The sequence below is a fragment of the Sphingosinicellaceae bacterium genome, from assembly GCA_019285715.1.
GTDB lineage: Bacteria > Pseudomonadota > Alphaproteobacteria > Sphingomonadales > Sphingomonadaceae > Glacieibacterium.
Genome location: CP079108.1, coordinates 2,656,361 through 2,678,332, shown reverse-complemented (window position 1 = coordinate 2,678,332; position 21,972 = coordinate 2,656,361). Strand labels below are relative to the sequence as shown.

Sequence of the window (21,972 nt, the reverse complement as noted above, 5' to 3'; positions counted from 1 at the left end):
TCGTCTCCAGACTTGCCATCGCGGCCCGTCTGGCCCCGCGCGGGGGCGTTGGTCAAATGGCCTTTGCGAATGGCTCGGCGTCGGGCTCCAGTCGCGATGCGACTGCGAAGCTTGCCGGGCGACGCGCGACGAGTTTCGCGACCTGGAATGCGGCGACCGCGCGGCTGAACAGATAGCCCTGGGCAAGGTCGCAGCCCTCGGCGCGCAACTGGGTCGCCTGCACGTCGGTCTCGACGCCTTCCGCGACGGTCACGAGATCGAGGCTCTTGGCGAGGGCGATCACCGCCTGAATGATGGCGACGTCGTCGTCGTCGATGCGGGCGAGCTTGTGGACGAACGACTGGTCGATCTTGATGACGTCGACCGGGAACTGCCGCAGGTGCGAGAGCGACGCATAGCCGGTGCCGAAATCGTCGAGCGCGACCGTCACGCCGGCCGCGCTCAAGTCGTTCAGCGTGCGCTCGACGTTTTTCGCGACCCGGCCGACGAAGACAGTCTCGGTGACCTCGATCTCGAAGCAGGTCGGGGAGATATCGGCCTGGTGAAGCGCCCCGAGCAGGCGGTCGCTGAAGTCTCCGCGCAGGAAATCGGCGGCCGAGCCGTTGATCGCGATCTTGCGGAAGTCGACGCCGGCGTGCTGCCAGTCCTGCATGTCGCGCACGACGCGGTCGATCATCCGGTCGGTCAGCCGCCCGGAGAGCTCGATGTCCTCGAACGCCGCTGCGATGCCGTTCGGCGGTTGCAGTCCGTTGCGGTGGTGGTTCCAGCGCAGCAGCGCCTCGAAGCCCGCGATCTCGCCGGTGACGAGGTCGATCTTGGGCTGGTAGAACGGCACAATGCGGTCGTCCTTCAGCGCCCCGCGCGCTTCGGTCAGCATCGTCGCGCGCGTCTCGATCAGGACCCGCATGTCGCCTGAGAACGTCCGGATCGAGGCCCGGTCCTCGGACTTGGCGGTGTTCAGCGCGATGTCCGCGCTTTTCAGCAGTTCCTCGGCGTTGCTCCCGTCGCCCGGCCACATCGCGCCGCCGACGCTGGTATTGCACTCGATCGCCCGGCCCTCGAGGTCGAACACCACGTTGAGCCCGGCGAGCGCGCGCCCGATGACGTCGATCAGCGCCTCGCCGGTTTCGAGCTTCGGCAGGATCACCGCGAACTCGTCGCCGCCCAGCCGCGCCACCACGGCGTCCGCCGGCACGATCCGCCGCAGCCGCTGCGCCAGCAGGCACAGCAAGGCATCGCCGGTCGGATGGCCAAAGGTGTCGTTGACCATCTTGAAGTCGTCGACGTCGAGGACGATCAGCCCGACCCCGTGTCGTTTCATCTTCGCGGCCTGCAGTGCATCGGTCAGGCGCTGGTTGAACAGGGTGCGATTGGGCAGGTCGGTCAGCGGATCGTGCATCGCCCGCCAGCGCAGGCTCTCCTCGGTGCGCTTGCGCTCGGTGATGTCGAGCATCGCGCCGACGGTACGGATCGGCGTGCCGTTGGCGTCGCGGACGATCTTGCCGCGCGAATAAATGTCCGCGTAGGTGCCGTCGCCCTTGCGGAAGCGGTATTCGGCTCCCCACAAGGTGCTGCCGTCCCCCAGCGCCTTTTCGAGGCTGAGCCGTGCCGCCTTGAAGTCGTCGGGATGGACGCGGTCGACCCACCACCCCTGCGAGGTGCCGGCCTGTGCCTCGGGATAGCCGAGTTGCGAACCGACCGCCTCGCCCCAGTCGATCCGGTCGGTCGCGTGATGCCAGTCCCAGATCGCCTCGTTGGTCGCGCCGAGCGCGAGGCGGTACCGTTCCTCGCTGAGGCGCAGGGCGTTTTCGGCGGTGACCTGGTCGTCGATGTCCTCGAGGCTGCCGTACCACAGCATGACGGATCGATCGGGGCCGCGCCGGGCGGTGCCGCGGGCCCGGGACCAGCGGTAGCTGCCGTCGGTCTGTCGAACCCGATAGCGGTGGTCGAAGGACCCGCGCCGGTGCCACACATTGACGCTGTCGGAGCCGATCTGCACGATGTCCTCGGGGTGGACATAGCGCATCCAGCCGCGCCCGAGGAGGTTATCGATCGGTACGCCGGTGACGTCGGCGGCGAGCGGACCGATCTCCAGGATCATGCCGAAGACGTCGCTGACCCAGGGTATCTGCGGGTTGAACTCGACGGCAAAACGATAATGCTCCTCGCTCAGCCGCAGCGCCGTGGACGATGCCGCCAGCCGCTCGGCGGCGCGGGCAGACTGGCGAATCATGCGGTCGTCGTAGACCGCGACCGCGAGTGCCACGCATAGCACTGCAACCGTGCCTGCAATGACCAGCCCGCCGAGTTGGTCGAGCCCGAGCGCGGAAGCGGCGACGACGATCGTCGGGTCGGGCAGGATCCGCAGCGCCGCCATGCCGATGAAATGCAGCAGCAGGACCCCCGCGCTGAGGCTGAGGCCGGCAAGCACACGGTAGCGGCCGGTCTGGCCCCGCTGCAGCAGCCACCCCGTCAACCCGCAGAAGAACAGCCCTGCCACGATCGACACCGCGACGAGGTCGAAGTCGTAGACGATGCGCCCGGCCACGATGAGCCCGTCCATGTCGACATAATGCGCGACGGCGAGGCCGAGGCCGACGATCAATCCGCCGGCTGCCGCACTGCCGCGCCAGCCGCGCCCTGTCCCGCCCGCTGCGGCGATCACCCAGCCGGCGACCGACAACAGCACCGTCGCCAATATCGAGACCGCGGCCGCCCGCGGATCGAACCGGATCGGCAGGACCGGCGAGAAGCCCAGCATCGCGGTATAATGCGTGCTCCAGATGCCGATGCCGGTGACCACCCCGGCCAGCGTCAGCCAGCCGCGGCGCTGCCCTCCGGTCGAGATCGTCCTCGCGACCAGGAGGACCGCGGTGAACGAGGCGAGGCCGCACACCACGAACGCGAGCGCGACGAGTCTCAGGTCATGCTCGTGGCTCAGGCACCAATACACGCGGAACAACGGCGATACTCCACCGGCAAAGTCGGCCGATGTCAGGGACGTAGACGAGACAAGTTAACAAGCCGGCGCAGGCCTCCGCTTGCCCTTGGTCCGGCTGGTCAGGTGGAATTGGCGGCAGCGGTCGCAGCGGTAGGGCCGGAGCGGGATATCCGCGTTGCCGGCGACGACCAGCGCCTCGGGCTCGGAGGCGAACCGCGTCTTCTTGGCGCAGACGCTCAGTCTGGTTCGCACGTCTGGAAACTCCGTTGACCGGGCGGTCGCCACAGCCTGTGCCTGCTTCGCGCCGGATTGGCGAGGCTCGGGAAACTTCCACCGTGCGGCGGGTTTTACTATCGAACGGCGTCTGCCGACCGATCAGCCTACGAGGAACCCCTATGCCGATAACCGTCAACGGGTCCGCAGTACCGTTGCCCGACGATATGCGGGTGTCGCTGCTCGACCTGCTGCGCGATCGCCTGCACCTGACCGGCACCAAGAAGGGCTGCAACCAGGGTGCGTGCGGGGCGTGCACGGTGCTCGTCGACGGCGAGCGCGTGCTGTCGTGCCTGACGCTCGCGGTGCAGTGCGAGGATCGGTCGGTGACGACGATCGAGGGTCTGAGCGGTGACGGCGGCCTGCATCCGCTGCAGCGCGCCTTCATCGAGCATGACGGCTTCCAGTGCGGCTATTGCACGCCGGGCCAGATCTGCTCGGCCGTCGGGATGGCTGCCGAGCTGCAGCGCGGCCTGCCGAGCCATGTCACCGCCGACCTGAGCGCGCCGATCCCGTTCAGCCGTGAGGAACTGCAGGAGCGGATGAGCGGTAACCTGTGCCGCTGCGGCGCCCACAACGGGATCATCGACGCGATTACCGAGACCTTCGCACCCGATGCGGCGGCAGCGCCGGTCACCAAGGCCCTCGAGGTGGCGGAATGACGCCCTTCAGCTTCGCCCGCGCGACCGATGCCGACCATGCGATCAGCCTCGGCGGCGCGCCACAGGCCAAGTATCTCGGCGGCGGCACCAACCTCGTCGACCTGATGCGCGAGACCATCGAACGTCCCGCCGCGTTGGTCGACGTCACCGGCCTGTCGTCTGCGATCGAGGCGCGCGACGACGGCAGCCTGTGGATCGGGGCCGCGGCGCGCAACACCGCGGTCGCCGAGCACGCGCTGGTCCGGACGCGCTACCCGGTGCTGGCGCGCGCGACCCTGGCGGGTGCCTCGGCACAGATCCGCAACATGGCGACCGTCGGCGGCAACCTGCTCCAGCGCACCCGCTGCGTGTACTTCTACGACGACGAGGGTTCGCGGTGTAACAAGCGCGTGCCGGGGCAGGGCTGCGATGCGATCGACGGCTTCAACCGCGGGTACGCAGTCCTCGGGGCGTCGCCGGCGTGCGTCGCGACGCATCCGTCGGACATGTGCGTCGCGCTCGCCGCACTCGACGCGGTCGTCCACCTGCAAGGCCACGGCGGGTCGCGGACGGTGCCCCTCGTCGACTTTCACCGGCTCCCGGAGGGCCGGCCGGACATCGAGACGGTAATCGAGCCCGGCGAACTGATCACCGCGGTCGAGCTGCCCGCGCTCGCCTTTGCCGGCCACTCGACCTACCGCAAGGTCCGCGACCGGGCGAGCTATGCCTTCGCCCTGGTCTCGGTCGCCGCCGCGCTCGAGCTCGACGGCGACAGCGTGCGCGACGTCCGGATCGCGCTCGGCGGGGTCGCGCACAAGCCGTGGCGCGCGTGGCAGGCCGAGGCCGCGCTGCGCGGCAAGCCGGCGACCGAGGCGAACTTCCGCGCCGCGGCCGACGCCGAACTCGCCGCCGCCGTCGCGCTGAGCGGCAACGGCTTCAAGATCGACCTGGCCAGGCGCGCGCTGATCGCCGTCCTGTCCGACCTGAAGGGAAACGCCGCATGAGTATCCTCGGCGACGCGAAGCAGACGGCCCAGGGTGCCGTGCAGGCCGTGGTCAAGAAAGCCGTGGAGCTCGCGCCCGACACGTGGGTCCCGGGTGGACGGCCCGACCCGCTGATCCGGCAGCAGCGCGGCCATATCGGGCAGCCGGTGTCGCGGATCGACGGTCCGCTCAAGGTCAGGGGCGAAGCGCGCTTCGCGGCCGAGGTGCCGATGGACGGGCTGACCTATGCCGCGCTCGTCTTCAGCACCATCGCCAAAGGGCGCATCGCGGCGCTCGACACCGGCGCGGCGGAGGCAGCACCGGGTGTGGTGCTGGTGATGACCCACAAGAATGCGCCGAGGCTCAAGCCGTCGCCGCTGTTCATGACCGCGCCGAAAGCGGCGGGCGGCGACGACCTGCCGATCATGCAGGACGACCGCATCCACTGGAACGGCCAGCCCATCGCGGTCGTGCTGGCGGAGACCCAGGAGCAGGCCGACCACGCCGCGTCGCTGATCGCGGCGACCTACGAGGCGGAGCCGGCGACGACGTCGTTCGCGGCGGCGAAGGCCAAGGGCACCGAGCCCGGCACTTTCCAGGGCGAGCCCCTCAAGATCGAAATCGGCGACGCCGAGGCGGCGCTCGCGGCCGCACCGGTCAAGATCGACGTGACCTACACGACGCCGCGCCACAGCCACAATGCGATCGAGCCGCACGCCGCGACGCTGGCGTGGGACGGCGACACGCTGCACGTCCACGATTGCTCGCAGGGTGTCGCCGGCGTGTCGTGGTCGATGGCGCAGATCTTCGGCCTCGACGAGAAGCAGGTGCGCGTCACCTCGCCCTATGTCGGTGGAGGCTTCGGCAGCAAGACCTTGTGGCAGTACCAGACCCTCGGGGCAGCCGCGGCAAAGCTGGCGGGCCGCCCCGTGCGCATCGCTCTGTCACGCGAAGGCGTCTACCGCACCGTCGGCGGGCGTACCGTCACCGAGCAGCGCGTTGCGCTCGGCGCGCAGGCGGACGGGAAGTTCGATGCGATCATCCACACCGGCACCGTCGCGATGACCGCGCACAATGCGCTGCCTGAGCCGTTCATCGTGGCGACCCGCAGCGGCTATGCGGCCAAGACCTTCGCGCTCGACGTCGAGTACGCGACGCTCGACATGCTGGCGAACACCTTCATGCGCGCTCCCGGCGAGGCTGTCGGCACCTTCGCGCTTGAGAGCGCCATCGACGAGCTCGCCGAGACGCTCGGCATGGACCCGATCGAGCTGCGCATCCGCAATGAGCCCGAGAAGGACCCGACCACCGGCACGCCGTTCTCCTCGCGCAACATCGTCGAGGCATACCGGACGGGTGCAGAGCGCTTCGGCTGGGACCACCGCCTGCGCCCCGGCAGCCGGCGCGAAGGCGAATGGCTGGTCGGTTTGGGCTGCGCGACGGGCACCTATCCTTATTACCGCATGCCCGGCGGAGCCGCGCGGATCACGCTGACCAAGGACAGCCACGCCACCGTCTTCATCGCGGCGCACGAGATGGGCATGGGCACCGCCACGGCGAGCACCCAGGTCGCTGCCGACCGCCTCGGCCTGGCGATGGACCAGGTGACTTTCGTCTATGGCGACTCGACGCTGCCCGGCAACGTCCTCGCCGGTGGCTCGCAGCAGACTGCCTCGATCGGAGCGTCCGTCATCGCCGCCAACGAGGCCCTGGTGAAGGAGCTTCTCAAGCTGGCGGGCAACGACTCCCCGCTCGCTGGCCTGAAGCCGGAGGAGGTCGGGGCCAGTGACGGCGCGCTGTTCAAGCTCGACGCACCCGACCAGCGAGAGACCTATGCCTCGATCCTGTCGCGCGCGCAGCGCAACGAGGTCACCGCCGAGGCCGAGGCACCGCCGCCGCTGGAGACGCAGCACTGGTCGATGCACTCCTTCGCCGCGATGTTCTGCGAGGTCCGCGTCAACGTCGTCACCGGCGAGCCACGCGTCAGCCGCTTTCTCGGTTCGTTCGACTGCGGGCGCATCCTCAACCCCAAGACCGCGACCAGCCAGTTCCGCGGCGGCATCATCATGGGCCTCGGCCTGGCCCTGATGGAGGAAACCCAGTTCGACGAGCGCAACGGCCGCATCATGAACCCGAGCCTCGCCGAGTACCACGTGCCGGTCCACATGGACGTGCCCGAGATCGACGTGATCTGGAACGATATCCCCGATCCGCACTCGCCGATGGGCGCGCACGGCATCGGTGAGATCGGCATCACGGGGGTCGGCGCGGCGGTGGCGAACGCGATCTACAACGCCACCGGCAAGCGCATCCGCGACCTGCCGATCACGCTCGACAAGTTGCTGTGAGGGCCTGAACGGGGTCGCATCGGCACGGCGGATTGTCAGGCCCGGTTAACCCGGTTCGGTGGATGTTCTGCGTGTTCACAGTCAGGACCCCGAGATGCGCCCGTTTCTTCCCTTGGCCGTCGCAGCATTCACCCTCGCCGCCGGTGCCGGTCACGCGGCGCCCCGGCTGTCGCCTGAAGCCCAGATCGCCAAGGCGCTCGTCGGTCGGGTGGCCGGCAAGCCGACGGACTGCATCCTCCAGCGCAATATCCGCTCGACGCAGATCATCGGCGGGACTGCCATTCTCTACGAGATGAACGGCGGCGTGATCTATCTCAACCGCGTGGCGTCGGGTGGGTCGTTCCTGCACAGCGACCTGGCGCTCGTCACCGACACGCACTCGCCGCAACTGTGCAGCATCGATATCGTGCGGCTGTACGACACGCTGTCGCGATTCGAGCGTGGCACCGTCGGGCTCGGACCCTTCGTGCCGTACACCAAGCCCGGTCGCACCCGCGGCATGTAGCGAGCGTCTCGCGGCGCGCCGGGCTTGCTGCCGGCAAGGTTGCCCGCACGGTCTCGGCCGGACAACTTTCGATACTCGTGCGGGTCCCGGCTACTCGTAGCGCAACGCATGGATCGGGTTGGCGCGGGCGATGCGGATGGCGTGGCCACCGACCGTGATCACCGCGATCGCCAGCGCCATCAGGCCGGCCGCGAGGAACGGCAGCGGCGACAGCGTGATGCGATCGTCGAAGCCGTTCAGCCAGTCGCGCATCAGCCACCAGGCCACCGGCCACGCGATGATATTGGCGATCACCACGGGGCGGCTGAACTGCCAGACGAGCAGCCGGACGATGTCGCGGGTCCGCGCCCCCAGCACCTTGCGGATGCCGATCTCCTTGGTGCGGCGCTCGGCGGTAAACGCGGCGAGGCCGAACAGCCCGAGGCAGCCGACGATTACCGACAGCACTGCAAAGCCGGCGAAGGTCTTGGCGCGCGCATCCTCGGCCCGGTACAGCTTCTCGACGAGGTCCTCGCTGAATTGTGCCTCGAACGGCACTTCGGGTGCCAACCGCTTCCATACCTGCTCGACCTGCGCGCGCACGACGCGTGGATCACCCCGGTAGCGGATGATCAGCACGTCGTGGCTGTTGCGCGTCTTGTGGAAGCCGATCGGCTCGAGCGGCTTCTTGATGGAGCGGAATCGCGCGTCGTGGAGTACGCCGATCACCGTTACCGGTTCCGTCAGATTGCTGTTCGGGATCAGCGACGCCTTGAAGGTTTTGCCGACGATAGCGGCAGGGTTGGCAAAGCCGAGGCGGCGCGCCGCCAGCTCGTTGATGACGACGTTGACGCCGCGCGCGACCTGCGCCTGCTCGGCGACCGGATCGCTGGGGTAGGGCAGCGTCGAATCGTCGGCCTCGCGCGCCTCGTCGAACCAGCGCCCGGCGACCAGCTTCAGCCCCATCGCATCGAAGAAACCGCCATCGACGCGGTAGTCGCCGATGCCGACATTGCTGGTGCTCCCCGGGACAGTGTAGCCGGTGTTGCTGGTGTTCGACGTGGCGACGCCGATGCTGCCGCGTCCGACCGCCGCGACACCGTCGATGCGCTTCATGGCGTCGACGATGACCTGGCCCTTGTCCGCCAGCTGGGTGCGGTTCAGGTTTTCGACCTGCAGGATGTGACCCCGCGCATAGCCCGGATCGACGGTGCGGGCGTAGACCGTCTGTGCATAGATCACGACGGTGCAGATGATCAGCCCGATCGACACCGCGAACTGTCCGACCACCAGCGCGTTGCGCAGCCGCCCCGAGCCGGGGGTCTCCGCCGCCGAGCGGTTGGCCTTGAGCACGGCGGCCGGCTGGAAGCGCGACAGGAAGAACGCCGGGTACAGCCCGCCGAGGATGCCGACCACCAGGACCAGCACGACGACCGGCAGCGCGATGCCGTCGGGCCCGAAATAGCGGACCTTGAGATCGGCATCGAGGAAGGTCGCGAACGTTGGCATCAGCAGCTCGACCAGCGCCAGCGCGATCACCATTGCCAGGGTCGCGATCAGCACCGACTCCCCGAGGAATTGCGTGATCAGCTGGCCACGTCGCGCTCCGAGTACCTTGCGCAGCGCAACCTCACGCGCCCGCTGGCTGGCCCGCGAGGTCGACAGGTTGATGAAGTTCACCACCGCCATGCCGAGGATCAACAGCGCGACGACGGCGAAGGTGGCGATCGTACCGCGGTCGTTGCCGGGCGTCATCGCGGCATTTTGCGCCTCGCCGACGTGGATGTCCGCCACCCGGACCAGATGCCAGTCCTGGTCGTCGCCGTCGTTCGACTTGATGCCGTCGCTGATCTCGTCGGGGATGTTGCGCTTCTTCCAGGCCGGCAGTTGCGCGACGATCGTGGCGGGGTCGGTGCCCGGCTGTAGCCGCACATAGACCCAGCCGGCCTGCGACCCCCAGCTGGTCAGGAACCCGGGCTCGACCACCCTAGCCAGGTCGATGTGGAAGATGGCGGCGATCTTGAGGTGCGAATTCTTCGGCAGGTCACGCATCACGCCCGTGACGCGGTAGTCGCGGCGGACCCCCTTGGAGATCACCGTCAGGACCTTGCCGAGGGCCTGCTCGGTACCGAACTGGTGCCGCGCCTCCGACTGGCTCATCACCAGCGAATTCATGCCCTTCAGCGCGTCGCGACCGCCCACCACCATCGGCAATGGCAAAACGTCGAGAAGGTTGCCGTCGGTGTAATAATAGTCTTCACTTACAGTGGGTTGGCCATCCTTGATGATCGTCGGACCAGCCTGGGTCATGTAGACTTTGTTGAGGATCTGCGGAAAATCCTTCGTCAGCCTTTCGCCCGCGATATAGCTCGTCATCTGCAGGTTGATCTGCTCACCGGTCTCCTTGGAATGATACCAGCTCTGCACCTGGTAGGTGTTCGCCGCATCCGGCAACCATTGGTCGTAGCTCAGCTCGTAGCGCACGAAGAGCAGGATCATCAGGCACGCCGCCATGCCGATCGACAGCCCGGCGATGTTGATGATCGAATAGGTCCGGTTCTTCGCCAGTGCCCGAAGGCCGACGGTCAGATAATTGCGCCACATGGTCGTTCTCCGGTTCAGGCAGCGCGACGGCGTTCGACGAGGATGCGCCCGTCGAGCATGTTGACGATGCGCCCGGCAAAATCGGCATGCGCTGCAGAGTGGGTGACCATGACGATGGTCGACCCCTCCTGGTTGAGCTGGCGCAGCATCTTCATCACTTCCTCGCCGTGGGCGGTGTCGAGGTTCCCGGTCGGCTCGTCCGCCAGGATCAGCTTCGGCTCGGCAACCAGCGCGCGGGCAACAGCGACCCGCTGCTGCTGGCCCCCCGACAGCTGCGCCGGCCGGTGTCTGGCACGGTGCGCGATGCCGACCTTGTCGAGCACGCGGTCGACCCGCTCCCGTCGCTGCGCCGCGGGGATGTCGTGATAGAGCAACGCCAGCTCGACGTTCTCCCGCACCGACAACTCGTCGACCAGGTTGAAGCTTTGAAAGATGAAGCCGAGGTGGCGCTTGCGAGTGTCGGCAAGCGCCGCCTCGTTCAGGCCCGCGACCTCCTTGTCGCCGAAGCGGTAGGAGCCGCTTGTCGGTGAATCGAGCATGCCCATGATGTTGAGCAGGGTCGACTTGCCGCAACCGGAAGGCCCCATGATCGCCACGAACTCGCCGTCCGCGATGTCGAGATCGACGGAGTCGAGGGCGGTCGTCTCGAGCGTGTCGGTCCGATAGGATTTGGACAGTCCGGTCATCGTCAGCATAGCAGGCATCCTTAATTCGCTGGCTTCTCGAGGGTCAGTCGGTCCTTGTCGACGAGCCCAGTGTAGGGCGACGTCAGCACGCGCTCGTCGGCGTCGAGACCGTCGAGGACTTCGATAAAGTCGGCGTTGCGACGCCCGAGACGGACATTGCGCTTGACCGCGCTGCCGCCATCCGGAGCGACGACGAACACCCAGTTGCCGCCAGTATCGTTGTAGAAGCTGCCGTTCGGGATCAGCTTCGCCGGGGCCGGATCGCTCAGCGTCAGACGGGCTTGCAGCGTCTGCCCGCGCTGGAGGTTGGCCGGCTCGGTGCCGCTAAACACCAGGTCGATGATGAAGGTGCCGCTTTTGACTTGCGGATAGATCTTGGAGATCTTGAGCCGGTACGACTTGCCGTCCTGGTCGAGGGTCGCGGTTTGCCCCGGCACGACCCGGCCGAGGTAGAATTCATCGACGTCGGCGACGAGCTTGTTGCGCCCCGGACTGTCGATCTGGCCGAGCCGCTCGCCCTGCTTCATCGACTGGCCAAGCTGGATCGAAAACGCCGTCAGCTGTCCCGACACCGGCGCGCGCAGGTTGAGTTGCTCGAGGCTCGACCGGGCGATCCCGAGGCTGGACCGCAGCGACGCCGACGCAGCGCGCAATTGGCCGAGCTGGCTGGTCTGCAGCCGTTCCTCGGTCGTCTGGGCCCGGCGCAGCACCTCGCTGCGCTTGCGCTGGTAGGTGAGCTCGTCGGTCGTATCCCGGAACACCTTGCCCGCGACGAAGCCGCGGTCGGCCAGCGGCCTCTGCGTGTCGTAGAGCCGCTGTGCCTTGGCGGCGTCGAGGTCGGCCTGGACGATATCGCGTTCGTTGTTGAGATGACTCTGCGCCAGCGCGAGTTCCTGGCTGCGCATGTTGTTGAGCTGCTGCTCGACCTCGGTCTGCCGTGCCAGGGTCGAGAGCTGAAGGTCGGCGTTTGAAAGCTCGGCCAGCAGTTGACCTTTCACGACGGTCGCGCCGTCCTCCACGAAAATCTTTTCGACGCGGCCACCCTCGACGGCGTCGAGGTAGACGGTGATCAGCGGCGTCGCGCGGGCCCGGACCGGCAGGAAGTCCTCGAAAATGCCACGGGTGACCTTCGACACCGTGGCGCGGTCGGCAGCGATTGCCTGGGTTCCGGCGCGTGGCGCATAGGCCCAAAACAACAGCGCCAGCAGCAACGCCGCGCCCCCGATGATGCCGGTCAGCCAGCGCCGGTCAATCCCCCGCCGCGGCACTTCGCGGTCCATCGCAACGCCGGCGACCGGCCGTGACGGCATCACTTCGGGCTTGTCGAGGCGGACGACGCTCAAGCGAAGTGTCCGATGGCGGACAGGTGATGTTCGATTCCGGACATCATAGCGTCAGCGAAACCGAGATCGCCAAGTGTGGGTGAAAGTCGGGCAGGGCGAAGAGTGGCCTGAACGCGACCCTGCTACCGACGGCGAGAATGGCCGCCCCGATGACGGCAGCAACGATGAAACGCGGCATGACGAACTCCCTGGCCATGCCGGGACCTGTGCAGGAAGCGTGCCAACCGTCGCCAACCGGGTTGGCGCGGAACTTGCTGTTCATTCTCGGACAGGGCTACGGGTGACGATGATGGCGGAAACACGGTTCGAACTGGCAGTGATCGTCGACGACGATCCCGATATCGCGCTCGCCGCGCGCCTGGCCTTGCGCAACCTGTTCGCGGAGATTGTCGTCCTCGATGACCCAGAAGCGCTGCCGGCCATGCTCGCTACCCGCCAGCCCGATGTCGTGCTGCTCGATCTCAACTTCGAGCGCGGTGCCACCGACGGCGCACGTGGGCTGGCCTTGCTCGGGCGAATCATGACGGCTGAACCCGATCTCGCGGTTGTTATCATAACCGCGCACGGTGGGGTTGCCGTCGCCGTCGAGGCGATCAAGCGCGGCGCCACCGACTTCGTCTCGAAGCCGTGGTCGAACGAGCGGCTGGCGTCGACGGTGCGGACCGCGGTCGCGTTGCGCCAGTCGCGGCGCGAGGCCCAGACCGAGCGGCGGCGTAACGTCGAGCTCACTTCGCCGTCCGCCGAGACGCCGCTGCTTGGTCAGTCGGCGGCGATGCGGCGCGTCCAGTCGCTGATCGCACGCGCGGCACCGACCGAGGCCAACGTGCTCATCCTCGGTGAGAACGGCACCGGCAAGGAGTTGGTCGCGCGGGAGCTTCACCGGCAGTCGCGGCGGGTCGCGGCACCAATGGTATCGGTCGACCTAGGCGCGATTTCCGACACGCTGTTCGACGCCGAGCTGTTCGGCCACGCGAAAGGTGCCTTTACCGACGCCCGCGAGGAGCGCATCGGCCGCCTTCAGGCCGCGAACGGCAGCACGTTGTTCCTCGACGAGGTCGGCAACCTGCCGCTTCATCTGCAGCCGAAACTTCTCACAGCGCTCGAGCAGCGCCTGGTCACGCCGGTCGGCAGCAACCGTGCGGTCCCGATTGACGTCCGCGTCGTCGCCGCCACCAACCTGTCCGCCGACCGGCTCGCGGACGAGGCGCGGTTTCGGCAGGATTTGCTGTTCCGCCTCAATACCGTCGAGATCGAAATCCCGCCGTTGCGCAGTCGCCGCGAGGATATCCCGGCGCTCCTCGACCATTTCCTGCGCCTGTATGCTCGTAAATACCGGAAGCCGGAGCGGCTGCCCAATGCCGCGACGCTTGCAGCGCTGATTGACTACGGCTGGCCCGGCAACGTTCGCGCCCTCCGCCACGCCGCGGAGCGCGCCGTGATCCTGGCCGAGGGCAATACGTTGGCGCTCGACGATTTCCCGTTCCCGCGCCCGGCTGGAGGTGACCAACCCGCTCCGATGGCGGTTCCTGCGAGCGACCTCAACCTCGACCGGCAGGAGCGGCAGATCGTCGAGCAGGCGCTTCGCAAGCACCATTTCAACATCTCGCTGGCCGCCGGCGAACTCGGGCTAAGCCGCGCGGCGCTGTACCGGCGGATGGAGAAGCATGGCCTTTGACCGCCGCTTCGAGCTCGGGCTGGTATGGCGCGCCGCGCTCCTGCTCGGCAGCTTCGCGCTCCTGCTGCTGGCGCTGCAGACGCCGGGTCTGGTTGCTGCGCGACTAGTCGCCTTCGGGATTGCGCTGGCGGCGCTCGCGAACGTCTGGGCCTTCGTGCGCCGGACCAATTTCGAGGTTGCGCGGTTCATCGAGGCGGTCCGGTTCGAGGATTTCAGCCAGGCATTCTCCACGACATCGGGTTCCGGCTTCAACGCGCTCGGCACCGCCCTCGACGAGGCGATGCGCGACCTGCGCAACAAGCGTGCGGCCGTGTCCGAGGAGGCACGCTACCTGTCGCTGATCATCGACGACACGCCGGTCCCGCTGCTGACGCTGGACGACGACGGCGTGGTCTTGTTGCTCAACAAGGCGGCGCGGCGACAGTTCGATCGCCATGACGGCGTCAGGCTTGCTGATTTCGCAGTCTATGGTCCCGAACTCGTCGCGGCGCTCGGGCTGCCACCGGGCGAGCGGCGATTGACACGGGTCGTGATCGACGGCGTCGCTGAGCGCGCCGTGCTGGCGATGGCGCGGGTTGAGCGGCTTGGCGGCGGCCTCACCATCGTGTCGCTGATGCCGCTGCAAAGCGAACTCGGTGCGGCCGAACTGGCGGCGCAGACCGACCTCGTCCGGGTGCTGACCCATGAGATCATGAACTCGCTGACGCCGGTGACCTCGTTGGCGCGTACCACGTCGGACCTGGTCGCGGAGGCGGTGCAACGAGACCCCGGCCTAGGCGATGCGCTGCTGGCGGTGGAGACGCTCGCCAGCCGCGCGGACGGGATCCTGCGCTTCGTCGGTAGCTACCGGCAATTCGCCCAGTCGCTGACCCTCCGCCGCCGGCGGTTTGCGGTCGCCGCATGGGCAGAGGAGATTGCCCGATTGGCGCGGGCGGATCCGGCGGGCGCGAAGGCCGGCCTGAGCGTCGAGGTGACACCGCCGGAATTGGTCGCCGACGCAGACCCCGACCTGCTCGCCCAGGTCGTGCTCAACCTCATCCGCAACGCCGGTCTGGCGGAGCATGGTACCCAGCCCCGCCGAACCCGCTTCGCCATCATCGCAACGCAGGACCGCCGGCTCCTGATCGAGGTTTCGGACAATGGCCCCGGTATCCCGCCCGAACGTCGCGACGACGTTTTCCTGCCGTTCTACACGACCCGAAGCGAAGGTACCGGCGTCGGCCTCAGCTTCGCGCGGCAGGTCGTGGTCGCGCACGGCGGATCGGCCAACGTCGACGTCGGGCCCGATGGCGGAGCGTTGATCAGGCTGTTGATCTAGCCGCTCCCAACCCTGCCGTTGCCACAAGGGTTCGCATGACCAGGTTGAACCCGTGCGGATCATCGATGTTACACAGGTGACCGCCCGCGAGCGTCACCAGTCCGGCCCCGGCCTTCAAAAGTGCTGCCGCGTTGGCCAAGCGCTGCGGGGTGTCATCCGCACCGACGATTGCCGTCACGGGCACGTTCAGCGCCGCGATCATGCCGGCAATGGCGGGCAGCTCGTGTCGTGCGACCACCAGGTCGCGGGCGGTGTAATCTGCCAGCATTGCCGCGACGAGGGCGCGGCCGGCCTGTCCCGCCGGGCGCATCAGCCGGTGGCGCTGCCACAGCGTCCGCATCGCACCGAGATCGCCGCGCCGCGCCGCGTCCGTCATCGCGGCGATCGGGACCTCCTCGTCAGGAGCCGCTACGCCGTCGAGCGCAGTGCACGCCAGTGTCAAGGACAGCAGCCGGCTACCGGCGCGGTCGGCCAGCGCCAGCGCGACGCGACCACCCTGCGACATGCCGAGCACATGAAAGCGCCTGAGCCCTAGCGCATCGGCGACACGCAGAACATCATCGGGCTCGGCGGCGAGGTCGGGTGGGGCCGTCGCTTGTCCAAAGCCGCGCCGGTCGATGCCGATCAGGGCGAACTGGTCTGCCAGGGGAAGCTGCGGCAGCCACATGCGGCGGTCGAGTGTCCACCCGTGCAGCAGGATCAGCGGTGGCCCGGTCCCCAGCGTCTCGACCGGGACGGTGCCACCCGGAACTGCCACGCGTTGGACACGACCGCCCGGCCAGTGCGGTGCCGCGTAAAAGCGGGTCGGGTCAGGCAGCGTGGCGATAGGGATTGTTGTTGTGGCGGTCGCCGGCCAGCCAACGCGCCAGTTCGGCGCGGGCGGTTGCCCGGCGCTCGGCATCGCCCTGCGCGGAATCGGCAGCGTCCTGGGTGAATTCCAGGATCATGCCGTTGGGATCCTTGACGTAGACCGAGCGGCAATAGCCGTGCTCGAGGATGTAGGTGTCCGGCTCGACGATGCCGGCGGCAGCGATGCGCGCCTCGATGTCCGCCTGGGTTGCCGCGTCGACCAGTAGCGCGACATGTATGAACGGGGACTCCGGCAGGTCAGGGCCGAACTCGGCCTGGTCGGCGGGGTCAGCGAACTGGAAGAATGCCAGCGCCGAGCCGTCTGAAAGCTCGAAGAAGCAGTGGCAATAAATACGCTCACGCCCGAACAGCTCGTCCTTTTCCGTGTAGGTGGCGATAAGCGGCAGGCCGATGACGTCCTCATAAAAGGCGCGTGTCGCCTCCAGGTCCTTCGAGACATAGGCGGTGTGGTGCAGGCGGCTGGGACGGCGGCTGAGGTTCATCGGGGCGGCTCCTGTGCGGGTCAAAGCGCGCGGTCAAAATAGTCGAGGACGGCGGTCCGCGCCACCAGCCGGCCCTAGAACGAGTAGCTTGCCTCGACGCCGTAGCGGCGTGGTCTGGCCTTGAAGACGAAGCCGCCGGGCGAGAACTCGGCGTTGTACTTCTTGTTGAACAGGTTGGAGCTGAAGGCGGTCAGCGACCAGGCCTTGGCGGCGATACCGAGGCGCGCATCGACGAGGTCGATCGGGTCGCGCGAGGTCGAGTTCTCAACGTCGAACCAGGTCCGACCGGTGCGGCGGTAATCGACCCGCGCCGTCAGATCGAGCGTATCGGTGATCGGAGCGCGGTAGTTGCCGGTCAGGTTGAGCGTGTAGCGCGAGATCAGCGGGGCCTGGTTGCCGATGAAAGCCGGATCCGGGAACTTCTTGATCGCACTGTCGGTGTAGCCAAAGCCGGCGATCAGATCGAGGCCGGGCAGGGCGCGCCACGTCGTGTCGATCTCGAAGCCCTTCAGGCGGGTTTCCGGTACGTTGCCGAGGTTCTGGGTCGAGTTGGCGGCGAGGAAGACGAAGAAATAGCTGTTCTTCGACTTGGTCGTGAAGGCGCTCGCGTTGAAGGTCAGCTTGTGGTCGTCGGTCTGCGCCTTGACGCCGATCTCAAAGGTCTCCGCGACCTCGGCTTCGAAGGTGTCGCCGACGCCGACGATGCCGTTCGAAGCCGCGACGCCGCCGACGCCGGTCTGGTTGAAGCCGCCCGACCGGAAGCCCTTCGAATAGCCACCGAACAATGTCACCTCGTCGAGCGGACGCCAGGTCAGGGTCAGCTTGGGCTGCCACGCCGAGAACGACTTGCGGCGCACGTCGCCGGTCGCGCCCGCCGGAAAGCCGGGGATGTTGGGCAGATACTGCGTCGGCGTCAGCGTCGTGTTCTTGCGGCGGTCGTGGTCATAGCGCAGCGAGCCGTCGACCCGGAACTGGTCGTTGATCTTCCACACCGCGTTGCCGAACACCGCCCAGGCGAAATTGTCCTGGTCATCCGAGAGGAACGAGAACTGCGGATTGTTAGGATTGGTGCTCGGAGAGTGGAAAACCGGAAACACGCCCTTGCCCAGGTCGATCATGTTGCCGGTCGAGATGAAGCGCTTGGTGCCGATGGCGTAGGCACCCCCGATGATCTGCAGCGGCTTGTCCGATGGCGATTCGTACCGGACCTCCTGGCTCCACGCCCGGACGTTCAGGTACTGGCTCTGGTTGAGGTCGAAGCCGAAGATCGAGTTGAAGAACGAGTCCGGGATCGGCAGGAAGTTGAAGGCATCGCCGGTCAGGATCTCGGTGACCTTGTCGTAGGACGTCGTCGAGATGACCCTGCCGGCATCGCCTTCGTAACTGATTCGGATCGTCCCGTTGTAGATGTCCCGGTCGTCCTTGCCGGCATTGTTGACGCGGACCGGCAGCGAGGTGTCGTTCACGTCGGTGACGATGTTGTAGTAGAACGCCTGGGTGCGCAGCTTGCCGACGGCACCGCGGACGTCGATCGTTAGCTCCGGCGTCGGCGTCCACAGCAAATTGCCGCGCACGTTGAACTCCTGGAACGGGTCGGCGTCCTTGCCGAGGAAGGTGTTCGGGATGAAGCCGTTGGTGTGATACCAGGTGCTTGCCAGTCGGAACTTCAGGTTCTCGGCGAGCGGGCCGGACAGGCTGCCGCGGGCAAAATAGCCGAAGCCGTTGTCGACGCCGCCGGTGAACTTGCCCTGCAACTCGTCGGTCGGGGCCTTCGAGGTGATGATGATCGCGCCGCCGATGGCGTTGCGGCCGTAGAGGCCACCCTGGGGGCCTTTCAGCACCTCGATCTGCTCGATGTCGACGAGCTCCTGGTTGAACTGCGCGGCGTTGACCTGCAGGACGCCGTCAACGACGACCGCGACCGAGGGCTCGCTGTTGCGTGCCTGCGTGATGCCGCGGATGATGACGAAGCTGCTGCCGGCGTTCTGGGTCTGCACGAGGTTGACGTTGGAGGTCAGCGCGATGAAGTCCGCGGGGCGCTCGATGCCGGCGGCCTCGATCGTCTTGGCGTTGAAGGCGGTAATCGACGCGGGGGTGTTCTGAAGCGCTTCAGCGCGACCGAGGGCCGTAACCACGATGTCGTCATTGTCGACCGTCGTCGAGGGCGTAGCCAGTGAAGCGTTTGCTGCCGGCGTTGCAGCTGGGGCTGGCGCGGCGTCCTGAGCGATGGCACCGGTTGCGAGGAAGCATGCCGAACACGCCTGCAGCCTCAGCAACGTTCCAAGCTTCGACATCCCATTTCCCCCAAAAAACACGTGCCACGTACCGCTTCTGTGGCGGCGTAAGCCGCCCTAATGGAAGCTTCGCATTGCGAAGTCAAGTTCGATAATCGAAGTTTCAACGCAATGACGGCCCGCGCTTTGCTCCGGTGACTGCGCTTAATTTGTTGTCAGCGACCGCACCAGCGTCGGCCAACGCCGTAGCTGCTCTTCGATTTTCTGGGCCGCCTCCCGCAGCATCGGCAACCTGGTGCGAACCAGTTCATCCTGCGAAATGCGCGTCGTCGAGGTCGAGCAATTGATCGCTGCAATGACCCGCTCGTCCGGCCCGAGTACCGGCACCGCCACCGATACGATGCCGTAGTCGAGCTCATCGAGCGCGGAATCGTAACGGTTGGTGCGCACGCCCTCCAGCCGCTGGCGGAACGCGGCGACGTCGGTGACCGTGCGCTCGGTCAGGCGGGCAAGCGGTGCCTCGTCGAGGAATGCGGCGATCGCGACCTCGCCCTGGAAGGCGAGCAGCACCTTGCCCATCGACGTTGCGTGGAGCGGAAAGCGCGTGCCGACGCTTGCCCCGAGCCGGATGCGTCGGTTGGTCGGGATGTGGCAGACATAGAGGATATCACGCCCCGAGCGGACCGCCATCGAGGCGCTGTCGCCAGTCTGGTCCCGGAGAGCCTGCAGCGGCGGCACCGCGACCTGCTCGATGTTCATCGAGGAGAGATAGGCGGAGCCGAAGGTCAGCACCTCGGGCCGAAGCAGGAAGCGCCGCCCGACCTGCGCGACATAGCCGAGCGCGACCAGAGTGTTGAGGCAGCGCCGTGCCACCGCAGGCGACAGGTTGGTGATCGCCGCGACCTCCGACAGCGCCATCTCGGGATGGGCCTGGTCGAAGGCGCGCAGCACGCTGAGACCCCGCTCGAGGGTCGACAGATATTCGGGATCCTTGGGTTCGCGCTCGACCATATCGCCTAGCGCTATTGGCCGGGGCGTCATGATGCAAGGCCGCTACCGGGCAGCGGCGCGGTCCTGGGGTCCAAGGATGGCGTCGTTGTCGGCCCCGAGCAGCGGCGGTGCGGTGACGGACAGCGCTCGCTCGCCGTCGAAACTGAGCGGCGAGCGAATGGTGCGGAACTCGCCCATCGGGCCGGGTGCGGCGATCTCCAGCTGCAGGTGGCGCGCTTGCGGTGACGCCAGCACTTCCGCCGAGGTCGCGACCGCCGCGTTCGGCACCTCGAGCTCGGTCAGGCGGGCGCACCATTCGGCACGGCTCCGTGTCGCGAAGATCGGCGCGAGAAAGGCGAGGACGTCCTCATAGTGGGCGATGCGGGCCTCGCGGCTGGCGAAGGCGGGCAGGGCCAGCATGCCGGGCTGGTCGACGGCAACCGCGAGGTTCTCCCAGAACTTCGGCGGCGACGACATGTGCAGCGCCAGCCACTGGCCGTCGCTGCACTGGAAGACATAGGACTGGCTGACGTGCGGGCGGCTGTACGGGCCCATCAGCTGGCCGTCCGACAGCAGGTGGGTGAAATCGTCGAGATTGAAGTGGCACATCGCCTCGAACATCGACGTCTCGACGAGGCGCCCGCGACCGGTGGCGTGGCGGTCGTGGAGCGCCGCGAGGATGCCCTGCGCCGCGTAGAAGCCGGTCATCACGTCGGCGATGGCGGGGCCGACGACGCGCGGCTTGCCGGGGTTTAGCAGTAGCCGCAGAAAGCCGCTCGCGGCCTGGGCGACGGTGTCGAAGGCCGGGCGGTCACGGTCGGGGCCGGTGCTGCCGAATCCCGAGATCGAGCAATAGACGAGGCGCGGATTGATTCGCTGCAGCCGCTCGGCATCGACGCCGAGTTTGGCCGCGACGCCGGGCCGGAAGTTCTGGATGAAGACATCGGCGCCGGCGACCAGGCCGTTCAGTGCGGTGCGGCCGGCGGGGGTGCGGGTTTCAAGCGTGATGCTCTTCTTGTTGCGGTTCCAGGTCTGGAAGTGCGGCGCATACAGCCCACCGCGGAACGAGCGGAAGGGATCTCCGGTGACCGGCTGCTCGACCTTGATGACCTCCGCCCCGAGATCGGCGAGCATCATCCCCGCCGCGGGCCCGGTGATGAAAGTGCCCATCTCGAGCACCTGGATACCGGCGAGCGGCAAGGCCATCAGTCTCTCCTCGACTTCGAGCGAATACCCGCCGCAGCCTGTTTGGCAATCCACTGCCACCGTGTACGCTTGACGCCCAGTATAGTTTTCGCATAACGAAAACAAGTTCGAATTTCGAAGTAATTGGAGGCGAGCATGCGGATCGGCAAGCAGGATGCGCCTTATACGGCGATCTGCACCTCCGACGCCGAGCATATCACAGTGCGCGGCCACGACCTCTGCGGCGAGATCATCGGCAAGATGGATTTCACCAGCTATTTCTGGCTGCTGGTGACCGGCACCCCGCCGTCGCCGGTGCAGAAATTTTTCGCCGACGCGGTTCTCGCGGCAATCGCCGAGCACGGCCTGGTCCCGAGCGTCGTCGCCACCCGCATGACTTTCGCTGCCGCTCCGGAGGCCTTTCACGGTGCCGTCGCGGCGGGCCTGCTGGGGTGCGGATCGGTGGTGCTCGGCAGCGCCGAGGTCGCTGGACGGTTCCTTGCCGAGGTCGTTGCCGGCGGTGACGCGGAAACTTCGGTGCGCGCGCTGCGAGCCGACAAGAAGGCGATCCCGGGCTTCGGCCACCCCCAGCACAGTGGCGGTGATCCACGCGCCAATCTGTTGCTCAAGCTTGCCGCCGAGCACCGCATCGAGGGCCCGCACATCGCCGCGCTTCGGGCGATCGGCGAGTGCCTGCCGGGCGTCATCGGCCGGTCCCTGCCGGTCAACGTCAACGGCGCAATTCCGGCCGTCATGCTCGATGTCGGCTTCCCGCTGGCGGCGTTGAAGGGCATTTCGCTTCTGGCGCGCACCGCCAGCCTGATCGCGCACCTGCAGGAAGAGTCGGAGCGTCCGATCGGCTTCATCCTGTCCGGTGCTGCCGCGGCGGCGATTTCCTACGACGGCCCTGAATAA

The 21,972-nt window shown here is 67.2% G+C and carries 18 protein-coding genes; 7 read left to right on the top strand and 11 right to left on the bottom strand.

Annotated features, from left to right (window positions below):
- Positions 1-52 precede the first annotated feature (52 nt).
- Complete coding sequence (locus KX816_12455) at positions 53-2,962, bottom strand: EAL domain-containing protein (GenBank protein QXQ05093.1); 2,910 nt, start codon at positions 2,960-2,962, stop codon at positions 53-55.
- Between the two features lie 54 nt (positions 2,963-3,016).
- Entirely contained in the window at positions 3,017-3,193 is a 177-nt protein-coding gene (locus tag KX816_12450) for a hypothetical protein (protein ID QXQ05092.1), read from the bottom strand.
- Positions 3,194-3,336: 143 nt separating this feature from the next.
- Here KX816_12450 and KX816_12445 point away from each other — a divergent pair, with 143 nt between their 5' ends.
- The 4 genes from KX816_12445 to KX816_12430 all read left to right on the top strand — a co-directional run bounded on the left by KX816_12445 (position 3,337) and on the right by KX816_12430 (position 7,691).
- Positions 3,337-3,876, top strand: coding sequence for a 2Fe-2S iron-sulfur cluster binding domain-containing protein (locus KX816_12445; protein ID QXQ05091.1), 540 nt, complete (start codon positions 3,337-3,339; stop codon positions 3,874-3,876).
- Entirely contained in the window at positions 3,873-4,859 is a 987-nt protein-coding gene (locus tag KX816_12440) for a xanthine dehydrogenase family protein subunit M (protein ID QXQ05090.1), read from the top strand. Before KX816_12445 ends, KX816_12440 begins: the two co-directional genes overlap by 4 nt.
- Positions 4,856-7,186: a xanthine dehydrogenase family protein molybdopterin-binding subunit gene (locus KX816_12435; protein ID QXQ05089.1), complete on the top strand. Its 2,331-nt coding sequence runs from the start codon at positions 4,856-4,858 to the stop codon at positions 7,184-7,186. The genes KX816_12440 and KX816_12435 overlap by 4 nt, the downstream gene beginning before the upstream one ends.
- A gap of 94 nt (positions 7,187-7,280) precedes the next feature.
- The gene (locus KX816_12430) at positions 7,281-7,691 is read left to right on the top strand and encodes a hypothetical protein (GenBank protein ID QXQ05088.1); all 411 of its coding nucleotides are present in this window, start codon (positions 7,281-7,283) and stop codon (positions 7,689-7,691) included.
- A gap of 90 nt (positions 7,692-7,781) precedes the next feature.
- Here KX816_12430 and KX816_12425 read toward each other — a convergent pair whose 3' ends face one another.
- The 4 genes from KX816_12425 to KX816_12410 form a co-directional block, all read right to left on the bottom strand.
- On the bottom strand, positions 7,782-10,274 hold the full coding sequence (locus tag KX816_12425; protein ID QXQ05087.1) for an ABC transporter permease: 2,493 nt from the start codon (positions 10,272-10,274) through the stop codon (positions 7,782-7,784).
- Positions 10,275-10,288: 14 nt separating this feature from the next.
- Positions 10,289-10,969 (bottom strand): ABC transporter ATP-binding protein, encoded by a 681-nt coding sequence (locus KX816_12420; protein ID QXQ05086.1) that lies wholly within the window; start codon positions 10,967-10,969, stop codon positions 10,289-10,291.
- An 11-nt stretch (positions 10,970-10,980) separates the two neighbouring features.
- Positions 10,981-12,240: an efflux RND transporter periplasmic adaptor subunit gene (locus tag KX816_12415; protein ID QXQ08543.1), complete on the bottom strand. Its 1,260-nt coding sequence runs from the start codon at positions 12,238-12,240 to the stop codon at positions 10,981-10,983.
- Between the two features lie 106 nt (positions 12,241-12,346).
- The gene (locus KX816_12410; protein QXQ05085.1) at positions 12,347-12,565 is read right to left on the bottom strand and encodes a hypothetical protein; all 219 of its coding nucleotides are present in this window, start codon (positions 12,563-12,565) and stop codon (positions 12,347-12,349) included.
- A gap of 24 nt (positions 12,566-12,589) precedes the next feature.
- Here KX816_12410 and KX816_12405 point away from each other — a divergent pair, with 24 nt between their 5' ends.
- Together KX816_12405 and KX816_12400 are read left to right on the top strand one after the other, a co-directional pair.
- The gene (locus KX816_12405) at positions 12,590-13,978 is read left to right on the top strand and encodes a sigma-54 dependent transcriptional regulator (protein ID QXQ05084.1); all 1,389 of its coding nucleotides are present in this window, start codon (positions 12,590-12,592) and stop codon (positions 13,976-13,978) included.
- Positions 13,968-15,296, top strand: coding sequence for a sensor histidine kinase (locus KX816_12400; protein QXQ05083.1), 1,329 nt, complete (start codon positions 13,968-13,970; stop codon positions 15,294-15,296). The genes KX816_12405 and KX816_12400 overlap by 11 nt, the downstream gene beginning before the upstream one ends.
- Here the strand turns inward: KX816_12400 and KX816_12395 are convergent.
- The 5 genes from KX816_12395 to KX816_12375 all read right to left on the bottom strand — a co-directional run bounded on the left by KX816_12395 (position 15,280) and on the right by KX816_12375 (position 21,078).
- Entirely contained in the window at positions 15,280-16,053 is a 774-nt protein-coding gene (locus KX816_12395; GenBank protein QXQ05082.1) for an alpha/beta hydrolase, read from the bottom strand. The genes KX816_12400 and KX816_12395 overlap by 17 nt on opposite strands.
- A 52-nt stretch (positions 16,054-16,105) precedes the next feature.
- Complete coding sequence (locus tag KX816_12390; protein QXQ05081.1) at positions 16,106-16,648, bottom strand: VOC family protein; 543 nt, start codon at positions 16,646-16,648, stop codon at positions 16,106-16,108.
- A gap of 74 nt (positions 16,649-16,722) precedes the next feature.
- Positions 16,723-18,942 carry a TonB-dependent receptor gene (locus KX816_12385; protein ID QXQ05080.1) on the bottom strand — a complete coding sequence of 740 codons (2,220 nt, stop codon included), beginning with the start codon at positions 18,940-18,942 and terminating at the stop codon, positions 16,723-16,725.
- A gap of 144 nt (positions 18,943-19,086) precedes the next feature.
- Positions 19,087-19,893 carry a helix-turn-helix domain-containing protein gene (locus KX816_12380; GenBank protein ID QXQ05079.1) on the bottom strand — a complete coding sequence of 269 codons (807 nt, stop codon included), beginning with the start codon at positions 19,891-19,893 and terminating at the stop codon, positions 19,087-19,089.
- Positions 19,894-19,935: 42 nt separating this feature from the next.
- Positions 19,936-21,078, bottom strand: coding sequence for a CoA transferase (locus tag KX816_12375; GenBank protein QXQ05078.1), 1,143 nt, complete (start codon positions 21,076-21,078; stop codon positions 19,936-19,938).
- Positions 21,079-21,213: 135 nt separating this feature from the next.
- On the opposite strand from KX816_12375, the gene KX816_12370 reads away from it, so the two are divergent.
- A complete protein-coding gene (locus KX816_12370) occupies positions 21,214-21,972 on the top strand; it encodes a citryl-CoA lyase (protein ID QXQ05077.1) in 759 nt (252 codons plus the stop codon).

What these genes read in the sequence shown, in the direction of transcription:
- KX816_12430 (QXQ05088.1), top strand. Translation starts at nt 7,281, where the DNA reads ATGCGCCCGTTTCTTCCCTTGGCCGTCGCAGCATTCACCCTCGCCGCC.
- KX816_12375 (QXQ05078.1), bottom strand. Translation starts at nt 21,078, where the DNA reads ATGGCCTTGCCGCTCGCCGGTATCCAGGTGCTCGAGATGGGCACTTTC.
- KX816_12435 (QXQ05089.1), top strand. Translation starts at nt 4,856, where the DNA reads ATGAGTATCCTCGGCGACGCGAAGCAGACGGCCCAGGGTGCCGTGCAG.
- KX816_12425 (QXQ05087.1), bottom strand. Translation starts at nt 10,274, where the DNA reads ATGTGGCGCAATTATCTGACCGTCGGCCTTCGGGCACTGGCGAAGAAC.
- KX816_12440 (QXQ05090.1), top strand. Translation starts at nt 3,873, where the DNA reads ATGACGCCCTTCAGCTTCGCCCGCGCGACCGATGCCGACCATGCGATC.
- KX816_12420 (QXQ05086.1), bottom strand. Translation starts at nt 10,969, where the DNA reads ATGCTGACGATGACCGGACTGTCCAAATCCTATCGGACCGACACGCTC.
- KX816_12385 (QXQ05080.1), bottom strand. Translation starts at nt 18,942, where the DNA reads ATGTCGAAGCTTGGAACGTTGCTGAGGCTGCAGGCGTGTTCGGCATGC.
- KX816_12380 (QXQ05079.1), bottom strand. Translation starts at nt 19,893, where the DNA reads ATGGTCGAGCGCGAACCCAAGGATCCCGAATATCTGTCGACCCTCGAG.
- KX816_12400 (QXQ05083.1), top strand. Translation starts at nt 13,968, where the DNA reads ATGGCCTTTGACCGCCGCTTCGAGCTCGGGCTGGTATGGCGCGCCGCG.
- KX816_12415 (QXQ08543.1), bottom strand. Translation starts at nt 12,240, where the DNA reads ATGGACCGCGAAGTGCCGCGGCGGGGGATTGACCGGCGCTGGCTGACC.
- KX816_12390 (QXQ05081.1), bottom strand. Translation starts at nt 16,648, where the DNA reads ATGAACCTCAGCCGCCGTCCCAGCCGCCTGCACCACACCGCCTATGTC.
- KX816_12370 (QXQ05077.1), top strand. Translation starts at nt 21,214, where the DNA reads ATGCGGATCGGCAAGCAGGATGCGCCTTATACGGCGATCTGCACCTCC.
- KX816_12405 (QXQ05084.1), top strand. Translation starts at nt 12,590, where the DNA reads ATGATGGCGGAAACACGGTTCGAACTGGCAGTGATCGTCGACGACGAT.
- KX816_12445 (QXQ05091.1), top strand. Translation starts at nt 3,337, where the DNA reads ATGCCGATAACCGTCAACGGGTCCGCAGTACCGTTGCCCGACGATATG.
- KX816_12410 (QXQ05085.1), bottom strand. Translation starts at nt 12,565, where the DNA reads ATGAACAGCAAGTTCCGCGCCAACCCGGTTGGCGACGGTTGGCACGCT.